Origin of the sequence: Okeanomitos corallinicola TIOX110 (assembly GCF_038050375.1) — a bacterium.
GTDB lineage: Bacteria > Cyanobacteriota > Cyanobacteriia > Cyanobacteriales > Nostocaceae > Okeanomitos > Okeanomitos corallinicola.
In genome coordinates this window covers 4,449,091-4,462,396 of the sequence record NZ_CP150886.1, presented here as the reverse complement: position 1 = coordinate 4,462,396, position 13,306 = coordinate 4,449,091, and the positions used below count along the sequence as shown (strand labels likewise).

Below are 13,306 nucleotides of genomic sequence, written 5' to 3'. Positions count from 1 at the left end.
TGAGAAATTTCTGTAAAATCGAAATCTAAATTAGAAAAACTCCTTGATCAACCCATATGTTGCGTTACTCAACCTTATTTTGTTTACTACTGAGTGTTTTATTAATGGGTTGTTCTCCTCCCACCACAGCTGAACCAAACAACACATCAACAGATCCAATCATAATATCCACAGAAAAAGGTCAAAACTTGCCAATTTCCGCTCAAGCTATCCTTCCCCAAGGTGAGAAAATCAACCTAGAAGTAGCAGAAACACCAGAGCAGCAGATGATGGGGTTGATGTATCGGCCAGCTTTACCAGGTGACAGAGGAATGTTATTTGTATTTCCCTCCGCTCAACCTGTGAGATTTTGGATGAAGAATGTACCCGTAGCTTTAGATATGGTATTTCTGCACAAAGGAGTGATCAAATATATTGAAAATTCTGCACCTCCCTGCAAAAGTGAACCCTGTCCTACCTATGGACCCGATGTACCCATAGATCAAGTCATTGAACTGAGAGCAAAAAGAGCTACAGAGCTAAATTTACAAGTAGGCGATCGCATTGAAATTGAATTCTTTGAACCTAGTTAGTATTGACATACCTCCTCGTCCTAAAGGAGCGAGGATTCCTTGACACTTCGCTGGGATGCGCCACAAGTGGTCTTACCGTCCCTCCATGTCCGTTTAGAGTCTCCCAATGCCCTATGGCGACTATACCTAAATTTTACCATAAAGCCGTCCTAGAAGGACGGGGCTTGTATCCCATTCTTTTGGTCAGTAGGAGCCGGAAACAGATTGATAACTGATATGTGTAAAGAATTAATCAATTTTCTATGAAGATACTGTAGTCAAACAAATACTTAAAATAAAGGGGTTAATATTTAGCAGTATCCGTAATCACATCAAACTTAGGTTTCTACTACCTTAAATCATAGCTTCAAAATTTAATTTCAAATATCAGCCTTTTGGCATAAGTGTAAATAGTCATCAATAGAGGACTATAAGCTATGGAATCTTGGTGACTCCAAACGTAATTACATACAATGCAAACAACTAAATAGAATACAGCTAGAGTAACTGAGAATTAGTATGACTTCAAAATGCTAAAAACCAGCAAAATCAAACTTACTTTGTTGATCACCAAACTCTAGTAGGGACAAATAACCACTTAACTGTGATGGAGTATTTATCCAGTCATAGTACAGTGACACATCAAATACTGGCTTGAGATCACTGAGAAATTCAGGAGAGATATATGATAATACACTCTACCCAAAAAGGTGAGATACAAATGACACCATCAAGATATTCCCGTTTAATTAATTTTCTCCAAGAAGATTTAGCAATTTCCACCGCTTCCCTCGATGTAGCTTTGCGTCATCGTGAGCAAAATACAGGTTCTTTAACTATGGTTCTTTGGCAGTATGGGTTAATTACCCTAGAACAGTTAGAACAAATTTATGATTGGTTAGAGACTGTATAACTTCAGCAATGAAAAACCAGAAAATTCATTGCTGGTAAATATGGCAGCTAACTGTATGATGCAAAAATTTAAACTGAAACGGTTGAGCTATTTCAGGAGAAATGAGGTATGTTAAAACTCTGCCTAGTGCAAAGTTTAATCAATAGAAAACAGAAAATCAACACTAAGAATTTTTACTCATTCACATCCAAAATAAAAGGGCGAGTTCATGACAAGACTCGCCTTTTTAATGTTAATTATTATGTTTTAATTAGGGCTTGCTGAATAAATCTCAAAACATTACAGGTAAACGATTTTAGCGATTTTGACTTTCAAAAAATGCAAGCTTTGATGAGGTGAGAACTGAAAAACCTTGCATTTAATTCCTGCTTCAAGGAAAAATAGTTCCCATCCAACTCTTGAAACTGTCACCTGTCACCTGTCACCTGTCACCTGTCTCCACGACAAGACTTTATCAGCAAACCCTAATTAGTTTACTGTCACCTATTCTCTTATCCAAACACTTTAGCAGCCGCGCCTATTCCAGCACCAGGAGTAAATTTGTCATAACCTAGTTCTGCAAGGACAACTTCTAGGGATGCAATGCAGCTGAGAATATCGCGATCGCAGACAAATCCTAAATGACCAATCCGGAAAATTTTATTACTTAAATGGTCTTGACCACCAGCTAAGGCAATATCAAACCGCTTTTTCATTAATGACCGAATTTTATCAGCTTCCATACCCGGTACTGAAACAGCGGTAATAGCTGGACTAGCACATTCATCAGGTGCAAACAATGGTAAGTTTAAAGCTTTCATGGCCGCACGAGTAGCATTTTTTTGACGTTCATGACGAGCAAAAATAGACTCTAAACCTTCTTTTTTCATCATCCCCAAGGTGGTGTGTAATGCCACCATTAAGTTAACTGGGGGAGTAAAAGGAGTGGTATTTTTAGCAGTAGATTTACGATATTTACCTAAATCTAAATAATATTTGGGCAATTTCGCAGTTTTGTATGCTTCCCAAGCTTTAGGACTGACAGATACAAATCCTAAACCGGGGGGTATCATGTAACCTTTTTGAGAACCAGAAGCCACTACATCTAAACCTAAAGCATCAACAGCCACGTTATAAGCACCCAAGCTAGTGACAGCATCAACAATAATTAAGGCTTCACCGTGGGCTTTGACATGACTATTAATAGCTGCCAAATCATTAATTACACCTGTGGAGGTTTCGCTGTGGGTGATAATGACAGCTTTGATTTCTTTGTTGGTATCAGCTTGTAATTTCTCTGCAAACTGAGCAGGATCTAAAGGTTTTCCCCATTCTGCGCTGATAGTTTCGACATTTAAACCAAAAGCTTTACCAACTTCTACCCAACGTTCACCGAATTTACCGTTAGAACCGACTAAAATGCGATCGCCAGCAGAAAGGAAATTAATCATTCCTGCTTCTACAGCACCAGTACCACTGACATTCAGCATCAGTACATCATTTTCAGTTTGGTGCAACCATTTTAGGTTTTCGGTTACTTCCCCCATCATGTTGCTAAATTCAGCCGTGCGGTGGCCAATGGGGTGTTTGGCCAATGCTAGTAAAGCCGCTTCTGGAACTGGGGTCGGTCCAGGAATCATCAACATTAGCTTATCGTCCATTATCTCTATCCTAAAAATCCAATAAGAGTGAATAGTTCCAAAAAACATAGACAAATATCTCATGCCTTTCATTTGTCGGGAATAACCCCGACAGGGCAAACTACAACGCCCCCTATCCCTAGACTAAAAGCTGTCGGGACTACTTTACGTAAAATATTCAAACTACCATTGACATCAGCATGAATCAATCGCTGCTATAGCATTACTGTCTAAACCATAATCTGTTTCCTCTTTTTCATAGACCACTTCTACTACATACTGTCTGTGTGATTGTTGCTGATGACAAATTTATAGTTAGATATTCATCTACAAATTCAATCAGTTTGCTATTTCATATCCTGCCAAAAATTCTATTGCCAACATCCAAGGCTATAAACCTGATTTTTTCGTAATTGACAATATAACAAGATGTTAGTCATCAGATTATAGTACCTGAGAGAGTCACATCTGTTCTAGGTATCAATCTGGCGTTATGGCTTTTCCATGATGATGGTTGAGTGACCAACGGTGATCAACTTCTACAGAGGAAGCTTGACAAATTTCTTCTAATCGCTTTTGCTGTGCTGCGGCTTTTCTGAGGGTAATAATTAATTGATTGACTTCATGCCGTAAATCTTGATTGTTGTTGACAGCATTCAGCGTTTGCTTTTCTAACAGTTGCAGTATAAGTTCGTAGTGGATAGGTGCAGGTAAAGGAAGTTGCTCCATTAATTTCATATAAGGTTACCAATATAAGATTGTATCTGATTGAGAATTAATTTCTTGAATAGACCTGCTGATTTCAGCCTATGTTGCTCATTTTGTCACCCAGAATCCCCCAGCATTAATGTGGGGGAGTGCATCAAATAGCAAACCAACTTAGTGTTTTATTGTCGGTTATTATCCTGTTAATCACTAATGATTATTCTGCAATTTTTTGCAATTCTGGCCGTTCTTCGGCTAAAATTGCGTCTTCTACTGGGCAAACTTGTAAACAGATGCCACAGTCAATGCAGGTAGAAAAGTCTATCCAGTACCAATCTGTTCCTTTGACGTTTTTACCGGGTCCTTCATGGATACAAGCTACAGGACAAGCACTTACGCAGTCTGCAACACCTTCACAAACATCCGTTACTATTGTATGTGCCATTTTCTTGATTCCCTCTCTTTATTGAATCAGCCGTTTCTAGCTTAACAATTTGTAATATTACCTGTTAACGGACTGCTTCAATAGTGGGTGTACCATCGGAGTTGATCCAGGCAATTTGAGCAATTGAGCGATCGCGTGCATACTGTCGAATCGCTTCTGCATCTCTGCCACCTAGATCCATTTCCACCCTCACTAAATGAGTAGAATCTCGCAACTTTTGGGCATAAGCAAAGGCAGCATCTACATTTTCACTGTTGGGTACTACTAACCAGTGGCTGGCTGGGATACTTTGCGGTAATTGCTGACTAGAAGTTAAAACTTGGTATAAATCATCTATACTCAGTTCAAAGCCAATACCAGGAATATTTTGACCTTGGGGATGATATAGCCCCAAAAGTTGATCATAACGTCCACCGCTCCCTAATACCTGTGCTTGTCCATTTATATCACTGACTACTTCAAACACAATACCTGTATAGTAGTCAATGGTTTGAATTAAGCTGAGGTCAAGAATTAAAGAAAATTTACCCTCTGATTCCAGTAATTCTACTAGGGACTTGAGGTTATTTACGGCTTCTTGTTGGTCAGCATCTAGAGCTAAACTGCTGACTTTTTGCAACACATCAGCACTGTTGCCACGCAAATCTAACATGATTTTGGCGCGTTGATGTAATTCTTCCGCCAGAGGTAAAGTATCTAAAGTTACACGGTCTAAATTGGCGATCGCATTTCTGACCCGACTTCTGATCTTAATGGGAAAAGCATCCAACAGGGATTTAGTGATTCCCGCTTCACCTAAAATCAGATGCCAAGAACCCAAATCTAAAGCTTCCAAACAATTAGCCACTAACATCAGCACTTCAGCATTAGCTAGTAAGCCACCGGAACCTATCAACTCTACTCCAGCCTGATAATACTCTTGCTGACGATTATGCCTTTTTTCCCAGTTGCGGCGAAATACATTAGCGTTGTAGTATAGCCGCTGGGGGTAAGTATCCTCTGCCATGCGAGTTACCACAGTCCGAGCAATAGAAGCTGTCAGTTCTGGACGTAAACCCAGTTCTTCATCTTGCCCATTTTGTAACTGAATTACTTTGTGACGTTGAATAGCTTCACCAGCCATTAAAGTATCCATCCGTTCCAAAGTTGAGGTGATAATCCTGTGATATCCCCAACGATGGAAAACTTGTTGTAACCTATCTTCAATCCAGCGTTTTTGAGCCACATCCAAGGGTAATAGATCCCTAGCTCCCGCTGCTGGCTGATACACCATTATTTTTTCTTCCCACCAAACAAACCACCAAACAAACCACCACTTCCAGATTTCTCTGGTTGTGTATCTGCATTATCAGCAGATTTATTCACCTGATTAGCTGGTTTAATTCCTAGAGCTTGATCAACCTTGGGTTTCCATTCCAAGGCCAATTGTTCATGGGAATCTAATTTCAAAGCATTATCAAAGTGAATTTTTGCCATTTTTAGCTGATTTTGCCGTAAATATACCATTGCCATCAAGCTGTGGCAGCGGCCATTTTTTGGCTCAAGTTTCAAGGCCTCCTGTAATTCTACTTTGGCCTGAGTAAATTGTTCCTTTTTGATTAAGGTTTGAGCGCGTCGTTGATACTGTTCTATTAAAGAATCTTTTTTAGTGGTTTGTACCTTCGGTGGTGGGGGTGGGAGTGTTGTGGATTGCCCCTGGGTGGAAGCAGGTTGTACAGCAGTATTTAATTGCTCTGCGCGGCGCATTAGGTAAACTAAATTTAATTCGCTAATTTGGGCGATATATTTGATTGCTTGCTGTAAATCAACAAATTGAGTTTCGGCGATTTTGGCTAATTCTTGTTTGTAGAGTAACTCAATATTAGGAGCAGATGCTAATTGCTTGCCTACTTCTGTAACCAGTTCAACTCCTATGGTTTCCTTTGCTAACCGCTTACCTATTTGGGAAAGTATTATATTGTATTCTGCCCGATTTCGTTCTACTGAAAGTTTTTCATAGGCAGGATTCACCAGCTTAGATAATAATTCATTGGCAATTTCTTTTTCCTGATTTTTAGCAAGTGCAGAACTATCTGGGTGCAAGCGGCGAGCAATTTTCAGATAACGCTTGCGTACTTCCCCAGCACTAGCGTCAATTGGAACACACAAAACTGAGTGATGATCAGTAAAATTAAATTTAAATAATCCACCATCTATTGTTAAAGACATAATTGCAATCTTGCACCCAAGCAGCAGTTTCCTTATAGTTTACCCGGTTAGTAATATTAATTTAACAGCCAGTCAGCATTTTTTCGATGTCACCACGCTGACAAAGGTTTAACTTGCATGAGTTTCTGGCTGATACTGTGATGAAGATAACCGTTAGTGGCCAAAATTCTCCCAGCATCAATTTTTAAATCACTACCATCATAAGCTGTGACTTTACCACCAGCTTCCTGAACTAAAACTATACCAGCTGCAATATCCCAAGGTGCAATACCTCTTTCCCAATATCCATCTACACGTCCACAGGCTACATAGGCTAAATCTAAGGAGGCTGAACCGCCGCGTCTAACTCCTTGGGTGAGATGGGTAAAATGACAAAATTCAGCGTAGTTGTTATCTGTGGTCTCTCTGCGGTCATAAGCAAAACCTGTAACCAGTAGACTTTTACTTAGTTCACAGGTTTGAGAAACTTGGATAGGACGACGGTTGCGTGTTGCACCTAAACCAGCAGCAGCCCGGAAGAGTTCGTTATGAAAAGGGTCATAAATTACACCTACTTTTGGCACACCTTGAATAAATAAGCCGATGGAAACGGCAAAGCAAGGATATTGATGAGCGTAGTTGGTTGTACCATCTAAGGGATCTATTGCCCATAGATATTCACTGGTTTGATTTCCCAGTTTTCCTGATTCTTCGGCCAGGATGGCATGATGGGGAAAGTGGCGATTGATAATTTCTAAAATCACCTTTTCAGAAGCTTTGTCAGCTGCGGTGACTAAATCTCCTGGTCTTCCTTTTTCGGTGGTTGCGTCTTCTACTTTCCCTAAATAATCTTGCAAAATTACACCAGCAGCAAGGGCGGCTTCGGTGGCTATGTCGAGAAATGTTTGTAAATTAGTCATTGGGCATTGGGCATTGGGTTATCTATACATACGGCGAAATTCACTGGGGGTAAGGCGCATGGGTTTTTCTGGGTTCCAGATGCCTTGACCCATGAGTCTAGCGTAATGTTGGGCATTTTCTAGGCGATTGTCGTATTTATGATTGGGCGAACGCCCTACAAATAGAGCATACCCCTGTTTGAGAACTTGTTCATTCAAAAACATCTGGTCTTTCCATACATAGGCTAAGGTTCGCCCAAATCTATCCTTCGTTTCTAGGTCAAACTCTAGCTTGATGGTTTTTTCACCTTCACCAATCAATTTTTCTATCATTGTTTTGGCATCATATCCCCAGGGACGTTGACCTAAGTCTGGTGCATCTAAGCCAATTAAGCGGACTTGGGAAATTAGGTTTGGTTGTTCTCCCATTCCCAATACTTCTAAGGTTTGTCCGCTGACAACTCTTGCTAGTTTGACTTCAGTAATTATGCTGGCTGGTTGTTTTTTGCTTTGACAACTTACCAGCAATAATAAACAGGATAAAATTACCATTTTCTGCAACAAAATACCCAGATGGGGTACTAAGGCGGCAATTTTACCTTGTAGGTATTTGCACCTTGGTACTATGTTCATGTTTTACTTTTAATCTTCATCTAGGGGTAAACCGGCTTTGATTTTGCCTTTGCCAAAAAAGCGCCCAAACTGAAGTTCATAAACTTCATCTTCATCCTGTGTTTCTACTTCTAGGTCAGAACGAGCATAACTCACACACAGTAAGGCATATCCCCGACGGCGAAGTTCTGGGGAGAGTCCAATGGCTTCTGGTTGGTAAATTTCTCCTGAAATCACTCGCACAGCACAGGTTGTACAAGCACCGTTACGGCAAGAGAAGGGTAATTCTACCCCATTATGTTCGGCTGTATGCAGAATATAGCGGTCTTCTGGAACTTCTAAGGTGTATGATGTACCTGCTTGGCGATCGCGAACTTTGATTGTGTGAGTCTGAACCATCTTGATTTTTGTTTGGGAATGTGAGATCGTAAGTTTATTGTAAAAATGTTTGATCAATTATTTGCATTTTTTACGGTTTGGGTTTACTATAGGAATTCATGACACCTGGAGAGGTGGCCGAGTGGTTTAAGGCGCAGACCTGGAAAGTCTGTTATGCAGAAATGTATACGAGGGTTCGAATCCCTCCTTCTCCGTTTCTAAATTGAAACATAAAACTGTAAGCGCCCAAACGGTAGAGCTTGAGCGCTAATTAATTTTAGTTTGTAGACAAGTTTCTGTAATTTCCTGAAATTAAGCAGTTACTTTTTGTATAGAACTGCTGGTTTCAGCACATCTACGACAAGCTGCTGCACATTTAGTCATCTTTCTATCATCACTAATTGCTTCACAAGCTACAGCACAGCGATTGCACATTTGCTCACACAGCATACAAGTACGTAGTGTAAACTCAGAACCTCCCATGATCATATTCATACACATCATGCACATTTCTGAACAGTCGTGCAAAATGCCGATGATTCCCATATTTACGTGTTTACCACCTTTACTCATGCAGTAAGTCATGGTTTCTAAACAAATTTTATGACATTCCATGCAAGCATTCATACAGGTTTGCATTTCGGTAGTCATAGATTCAGTTATCATCACCATTATAAAAATACTCCAAATGTCGTGTTTTTGTGATCTTGCTGATTGGGACTTATAACAAAATTAATTACCTATTTATTTCAGCTAAACAATAGTTAAAGTCCTTAAATTTATCAGTCAATAATTCAGACCATGAATTCTAACAACTACAATTAAATTATTTCCTATTACTTAAGTCAGACTTTATGGCTTGAGAAATTAATAGATGTAAAAATTAGACCATCAACAGTTAGATGTTTTTAGATCAGATCATAAACTACTATTTTTTAATAATTAGACGTAGATAAATGCAGATAGTGATCAATGATTTTATAAATTCTATGATTCTATGTATCTTTACATAAAAATAGTATTACATTAATTTTTGATCAAGTAAATTTGAATAAGACATTATCTATAGTAGAGTAACTTATATAAAGTATTCCAGGGTTTTAAGCAGTTTAGTTATGAAATTTTTACACCGTGCTGATTTATATAGTTGGACTTGTTTTAACTTAGCGAGAAATATTGATTTTAATGGCTTTGCTTGGATACGTCCAGAGGGTAATATATTAATTGATCCAGTAGCTTTATCTAACCACGACTGGAATCATTTAGAATCTCTCGGTGGTGTAAACTGGATTGTGTTGACAAATTCGGATCATCTAAGATCAGCTAAAGAAATTGCTATTCAAACTTATGCAAAAATTGCTGGACCCATAGGAGAAAAAGATAACTTTCCTATTGCTTGCGATCGCTGGTTGAGTGATGGTGAAGAAGTTGTGACCGGACTAAAAGTGATGGAAATGGCAGGATCAAAAACCCCTGGTGAGTTAGCTTTGTTACTGGAAGAGACGACATTAATTACTGGTGATTTAGTGCGATCGCCCATAGCTGGAAGTTTATCTATATTACCACAAGAAAAGCTAATAAATCCAAAACAAGCTATAGCCTCAGTTCGCAGATTAACAGAATTACCAAAAATAGAAGCAGTTTTAGTGGGTGATGGTTGGTCTATATTTAGAGATGGAAAGCAAAGATTACAGGAATTAGCAGCAACTTTGTAATTAACAGCTTAAACTTACACCATTAATATTCTATCCTTGATTTTTTTGGAAAATTCAAGGATCTAAAGTATAAATTAAAGTTACAATAAAATATAGTAACTCAACTAGCTTGATTGTATATTTAAAACTGGTGATAGCTAATTAGTGATCAAACCCCAGTTTTAATTCTGTTCATGCTTTAAATTCTGGACATCCTGATTCTGACAGTATTCCCAATGAATAACTTTATTAATAACAAAAAACTCATCTTTGATCGCTGGTCATCCAGTTACGATTGGACATTTCCTTCTTTTATTTATCAAGCTATTCATAAAAGATTAATGTCTAAAATTGAATTACCAGCTAATGCTAATGTACTTGATTTAGGTTGTGGTACAGGACAATTATTCAATCGTCTAGGATATCAATATCCGGAATTACGTGGAACTGGTTTAGATTTATCAGCGCAAATGCTACGGATAGCTAGACAAAAAAATCAACACCGTCCGCGATTCATTTATATTGAAGGTAATGCAGAATTATTAACATTTGCCAACAATCAATTTGATGCAGTTTTTAACACTATTAGTTTCTTACATTATCCTCACCCAGAACAAGTTATCAGTGAAGTAAAACGGGTACTTTCTCCCGGTAGTAAATTCTATTTAGTAGATATTGTAGCTAACAACTCACCTTTAAAATGTATGGCTAATTCTCCAGCAGCAATTAAATTTTACAGTCAGGAACAACGGGAAAAATTAGGGAATGATGCAGGACTTTTATGTTTAGGACATCACTATTTATTAGGTTTTGTGATGTTAACAATTTTTACCAAACCTGAATAACTTAGGTGAAATATATTTCTTTATAGACATAGGAGTTATACTATGAATATTCCCCATTATATTTCATTAAATGAAGTTCGCACTGCATTAAAACAAGTTTGGGGTTATGACGATTTTCGACCACCCCAAGGAGAAATAATTAATAGTTTATTATCACAAAAAGATGCTTTAGTTATTATGCCGACAGGAGGAGGAAAATCTATATGTTTTCAACTTCCTGCACTATTAAAAACTGGGTTAACTTTGGTAGTTTCTCCCTTGGTAGCACTGATGGAAAACCAAGTAGAAGAACTCAAACAAAAAAATCAAAAAGCAGCACTTTTACACAGTCAATTATCTTCATTTCAACGTCGTGCAACTTTGCAAGCTTTAGAAAAACAACAATTAAGATTATTATATTTATCACCGGAAAATTTATTAAGTCCTCCAGTTTGGGAAAGGTTATGTAACCCTGAATTAAAAATAAATGGAATTATCCTAGATGAAGCACATTGTTTAGTTCAATGGGGTGATACTTTTCGTCCTGCTTATCAGCGTTTAGGTGCTGTACGTCCAGGTTTATTAAAATCAAAACCAGCGGGAACTAAAATTAGTATAGCAGCTTTTACAGCAACCGCAGATCCTTCAGCACAACAAATAATTTCTACTGTACTAAAATTACAACAACCTGATAGTTTTAAGCTCAATCCTTACCGAGCAAATTTACAACCTATAGTACGTATTGCTTGGACTCCAAAAGGTAGAAAACAACAATTATTAAAGTTTATTCAAAAACATCAAAATCAGGCGGGTTTGATTTATGTGAGAACTAGGAAAGATAGTGAAGAATTAGCAGCTTGGTTAACAGAAATAGGTTATAAAACAGCTAGTTATCATGCAGGTTTAGGTGCAACAGAAAGACGTGCAGTAGAAGCAAATTGGTTAGGGGGAAAAATCCCGTTTGTGGTTTGTACCTGTGCGTTTGGGATGGGAATTAATAAAGCTGATGTCAGATGGATTATACATTTTCATGCACCACATTTATTATCAGAATATGTGCAGGAAATAGGACGTGCGGGAAGGGATGGAAAACCAGCAGAAGCTTTGACTTTAATTAGTGAACCGACGGGGTTTTTAGATGGGGAAGATAAACAAAGACAGCAGTTTTTTGAACAACAGATGTTGAAACAACAACAGAAAGCACAGATGTTAGTGAAGAAGTTACCAAAACAGGGAGAGGTAACATCTGTAATTAAACAATTTCCTGATGGTGCAACGGCACTTTCTTTATTGCATAGTAGTGGACAATTACAATGGATTGACCCGTTTAATTATCAAATTTTAAATAAGTCGGGAAATGGGTTAAATAAACAGATGCAAGGTGGTAAACAAATGAGAGAATATTTGCATACGAAAAAGTGTCGTTGGCAGTTTTTGTTAGCTACTTTTGGGTTTGGGAAAGAAGCTGAAAATTGGCGTTGTGGACATTGTGATAATTGTCGGAAATAAATAATAAAAGTAGGTTGGGTTGGGTTGACGATAGGAAACCCAACAATGTAAGATTTTGTCTGAATCAGGATGTCCAGGATTTGATGATTTTCAGGATTTTTGATTTGATAAAATGTTATTTGAGTTACTTTGGTTAATTTGTAAATAGATATGCTATAATCATGAGCTATGAGTAAAGAGTATATAATTTATGTTGGTTCAGTTTTTCAGTTAGAGTGGTATTTTGATGAACACAGTGAAAGTGAAGCTCTGGAGTATTTTAATCAACTATCCGAACAACAACAATTAAAATTTTTATTTTTAGTGAAAAGAATTGGTGATTTTGGAAAAATAAGTAATAAAGAACAATTTCGTAATGAAGGAGATAAGATTTACGCTTTTAAACCACAACCAGATAGATTTTTATGTTTCTTTTTTACTGGTAAAAAAATTATTGTCACTAATGCTTTTCAGAAAAAAACACAAAAATTACCAAACAATCAAAAAGAAAAAGCTATCAAATATATGAATGATTTTATTCAACGTCATGAGGAAGGAAAATATTATGAAGAAGAATGAACAGTTATCAACTTTTAATAGAATGATGCAAGATGATGATTTTCAAGCTAAGTTTGCATCAGGATATCAGGAGTTTTTACTATCTGAATTGTTAATTTCTATCATGGAAAATGATCATATTTCTGTTGAACAATTAGCTAAAGAAGTTAGTCTTTCTCCTGCTGTTATTCAAGATATTTGCTCTGGGAAGCAAAATGATATTAACTTTAGTAAGTTTTTACAAATAGTTCAATCTTGTGGGTTTCGTCTGGTTTTGGAAAAAGGTGATGAGCGTATTTCTGTAGGTTTGTAAATTGTAAGTTTTTTATTTTAGTATTATTTGGGTAAACCGGAATTAATATCATCGTTAATAAATAATCTTATTGTAACATGAATTTGGTATTAATAAGAAATATGAAATTGTCTGAATCAG

16 protein-coding genes and 1 tRNA gene are annotated in these 13,306 nt (G+C 37.5%); 8 read left to right on the top strand and 9 right to left on the bottom strand.

All coding sequences use genetic code 11. The features are described from left to right. Positions 1 to 56 precede the first annotated feature (56 nt). Together WJM97_RS19510 and WJM97_RS19505 are read left to right on the top strand one after the other, a co-directional pair. On the top strand, positions 57 to 572 hold the full coding sequence (locus WJM97_RS19510) for a DUF192 domain-containing protein (protein WP_353930422.1): 516 nt from the start codon (positions 57 to 59) through the stop codon (positions 570 to 572). A gap of 664 nt (positions 573 to 1,236) precedes the next feature. After that, entirely contained in the window at positions 1,237 to 1,464 is a 228-nt protein-coding gene (locus WJM97_RS19505; RefSeq protein ID WP_353930421.1) for a DUF2949 domain-containing protein, read from the top strand. Positions 1,465 to 1,955: 491 nt separating this feature from the next. On the opposite strand, the gene WJM97_RS19500 is transcribed toward WJM97_RS19505, so the two are convergent. The 8 genes from WJM97_RS19500 to WJM97_RS19465 form a co-directional block, all read right to left on the bottom strand. After that, the gene (locus tag WJM97_RS19500; RefSeq protein ID WP_353930420.1) at positions 1,956 to 3,104 is read right to left on the bottom strand and encodes an alanine--glyoxylate aminotransferase family protein; all 1,149 of its coding nucleotides are present in this window, start codon (positions 3,102 to 3,104) and stop codon (positions 1,956 to 1,958) included. Between the two features lie 459 nt (positions 3,105 to 3,563). Further along, positions 3,564 to 3,812, bottom strand: a complete 249-nt coding sequence (locus tag WJM97_RS19495; protein WP_353933226.1) for a DUF5340 domain-containing protein — start codon at positions 3,810 to 3,812, stop codon at positions 3,564 to 3,566. A 193-nt stretch (positions 3,813 to 4,005) separates the two neighbouring features. Next, positions 4,006 to 4,233 (bottom strand): ferredoxin family protein, encoded by a 228-nt coding sequence (locus tag WJM97_RS19490; RefSeq protein ID WP_353930419.1) that lies wholly within the window; start codon positions 4,231 to 4,233, stop codon positions 4,006 to 4,008. A gap of 64 nt (positions 4,234 to 4,297) precedes the next feature. Then, positions 4,298 to 5,506 carry an ATP phosphoribosyltransferase regulatory subunit gene (locus WJM97_RS19485; protein WP_353930418.1) on the bottom strand — a complete coding sequence of 403 codons (1,209 nt, stop codon included), beginning with the start codon at positions 5,504 to 5,506 and terminating at the stop codon, positions 4,298 to 4,300. Next, positions 5,506 to 6,441: a J domain-containing protein gene (locus WJM97_RS19480; RefSeq protein ID WP_353930417.1), complete on the bottom strand. Its 936-nt coding sequence runs from the start codon at positions 6,439 to 6,441 to the stop codon at positions 5,506 to 5,508. Before WJM97_RS19480 ends, WJM97_RS19485 begins: the two co-directional genes overlap by 1 nt. Positions 6,442 to 6,530: 89 nt before the next feature. Further along, positions 6,531 to 7,340: an inositol monophosphatase family protein gene (locus WJM97_RS19475; RefSeq protein WP_353930416.1), complete on the bottom strand. Its 810-nt coding sequence runs from the start codon at positions 7,338 to 7,340 to the stop codon at positions 6,531 to 6,533. A gap of 18 nt (positions 7,341 to 7,358) precedes the next feature. Then, positions 7,359 to 7,952 carry a thermonuclease family protein gene (locus tag WJM97_RS19470; protein ID WP_353930415.1) on the bottom strand — a complete coding sequence of 198 codons (594 nt, stop codon included), beginning with the start codon at positions 7,950 to 7,952 and terminating at the stop codon, positions 7,359 to 7,361. Positions 7,953 to 7,961: 9 nt separating this feature from the next. Then, on the bottom strand, positions 7,962 to 8,330 hold the full coding sequence (locus WJM97_RS19465; protein WP_353930414.1) for a 2Fe-2S iron-sulfur cluster-binding protein: 369 nt from the start codon (positions 8,328 to 8,330) through the stop codon (positions 7,962 to 7,964). A 107-nt stretch (positions 8,331 to 8,437) separates the two neighbouring features. On the opposite strand from WJM97_RS19465, the gene WJM97_RS19460 reads away from it, so the two are divergent. Beyond that, positions 8,438 to 8,524: transfer RNA gene (locus WJM97_RS19460), tRNA-Ser, on the top strand. Between the two features lie 97 nt (positions 8,525 to 8,621). Here WJM97_RS19460 and WJM97_RS19455 read toward each other — a convergent pair. Beyond that, entirely contained in the window at positions 8,622 to 8,984 is a 363-nt protein-coding gene (locus tag WJM97_RS19455) for a four-helix bundle copper-binding protein (RefSeq protein WP_353933225.1), read from the bottom strand. A gap of 440 nt (positions 8,985 to 9,424) precedes the next feature. Here WJM97_RS19455 and WJM97_RS19450 point away from each other — a divergent pair, with 440 nt between their 5' ends. From WJM97_RS19450 to WJM97_RS19430, 5 genes are all read left to right on the top strand, one after another. Then, on the top strand, positions 9,425 to 10,024 hold the full coding sequence (locus WJM97_RS19450; RefSeq protein ID WP_353930413.1) for an MBL fold metallo-hydrolase: 600 nt from the start codon (positions 9,425 to 9,427) through the stop codon (positions 10,022 to 10,024). Positions 10,025 to 10,239: 215 nt separating this feature from the next. After that, on the top strand, positions 10,240 to 10,848 hold the full coding sequence (locus WJM97_RS19445) for a class I SAM-dependent methyltransferase (protein ID WP_353930412.1): 609 nt from the start codon (positions 10,240 to 10,242) through the stop codon (positions 10,846 to 10,848). Between the two features lie 42 nt (positions 10,849 to 10,890). Beyond that, complete coding sequence (locus WJM97_RS19440) at positions 10,891 to 12,336, top strand: ATP-dependent DNA helicase RecQ (protein ID WP_353930411.1); 1,446 nt, start codon at positions 10,891 to 10,893, stop codon at positions 12,334 to 12,336. Between the two features lie 168 nt (positions 12,337 to 12,504). Next, the gene (locus WJM97_RS19435; protein ID WP_353930410.1) at positions 12,505 to 12,894 is read left to right on the top strand and encodes a type II toxin-antitoxin system RelE/ParE family toxin; all 390 of its coding nucleotides are present in this window, start codon (positions 12,505 to 12,507) and stop codon (positions 12,892 to 12,894) included. Beyond that, positions 12,881 to 13,186, top strand: a complete 306-nt coding sequence (locus WJM97_RS19430; RefSeq protein WP_353930409.1) for a hypothetical protein — start codon at positions 12,881 to 12,883, stop codon at positions 13,184 to 13,186. Before WJM97_RS19435 ends, WJM97_RS19430 begins: the two co-directional genes overlap by 14 nt. The last annotated feature ends 120 nt before the right edge of the window (positions 13,187 to 13,306 follow it).

What these genes read in the sequence shown, in the direction of transcription:
- WJM97_RS19510 (WP_353930422.1), top strand. Translation starts at nt 57, where the DNA reads ATGTTGCGTTACTCAACCTTATTTTGTTTACTACTGAGTGTTTTATTA.
- WJM97_RS19505 (WP_353930421.1), top strand. Translation starts at nt 1,237, where the DNA reads ATGATAATACACTCTACCCAAAAAGGTGAGATACAAATGACACCATCA.
- WJM97_RS19500 (WP_353930420.1), bottom strand. Translation starts at nt 3,104, where the DNA reads ATGGACGATAAGCTAATGTTGATGATTCCTGGACCGACCCCAGTTCCA.
- WJM97_RS19495 (WP_353933226.1), bottom strand. Translation starts at nt 3,812, where the DNA reads ATGGAGCAACTTCCTTTACCTGCACCTATCCACTACGAACTTATACTG.
- WJM97_RS19490 (WP_353930419.1), bottom strand. Translation starts at nt 4,233, where the DNA reads ATGGCACATACAATAGTAACGGATGTTTGTGAAGGTGTTGCAGACTGC.
- WJM97_RS19485 (WP_353930418.1), bottom strand. Translation starts at nt 5,506, where the DNA reads ATGGTGTATCAGCCAGCAGCGGGAGCTAGGGATCTATTACCCTTGGAT.
- WJM97_RS19480 (WP_353930417.1), bottom strand. Translation starts at nt 6,441, where the DNA reads ATGTCTTTAACAATAGATGGTGGATTATTTAAATTTAATTTTACTGAT.
- WJM97_RS19475 (WP_353930416.1), bottom strand. Translation starts at nt 7,340, where the DNA reads ATGACTAATTTACAAACATTTCTCGACATAGCCACCGAAGCCGCCCTT.
- WJM97_RS19470 (WP_353930415.1), bottom strand. Translation starts at nt 7,952, where the DNA reads ATGAACATAGTACCAAGGTGCAAATACCTACAAGGTAAAATTGCCGCC.
- WJM97_RS19465 (WP_353930414.1), bottom strand. Translation starts at nt 8,330, where the DNA reads ATGGTTCAGACTCACACAATCAAAGTTCGCGATCGCCAAGCAGGTACA.
- WJM97_RS19450 (WP_353930413.1), top strand. Translation starts at nt 9,425, where the DNA reads ATGAAATTTTTACACCGTGCTGATTTATATAGTTGGACTTGTTTTAAC.
- WJM97_RS19445 (WP_353930412.1), top strand. Translation starts at nt 10,240, where the DNA reads ATGAATAACTTTATTAATAACAAAAAACTCATCTTTGATCGCTGGTCA.
- WJM97_RS19440 (WP_353930411.1), top strand. Translation starts at nt 10,891, where the DNA reads ATGAATATTCCCCATTATATTTCATTAAATGAAGTTCGCACTGCATTA.
- WJM97_RS19435 (WP_353930410.1), top strand. Translation starts at nt 12,505, where the DNA reads ATGAGTAAAGAGTATATAATTTATGTTGGTTCAGTTTTTCAGTTAGAG.
- WJM97_RS19430 (WP_353930409.1), top strand. Translation starts at nt 12,881, where the DNA reads ATGAAGAAGAATGAACAGTTATCAACTTTTAATAGAATGATGCAAGAT.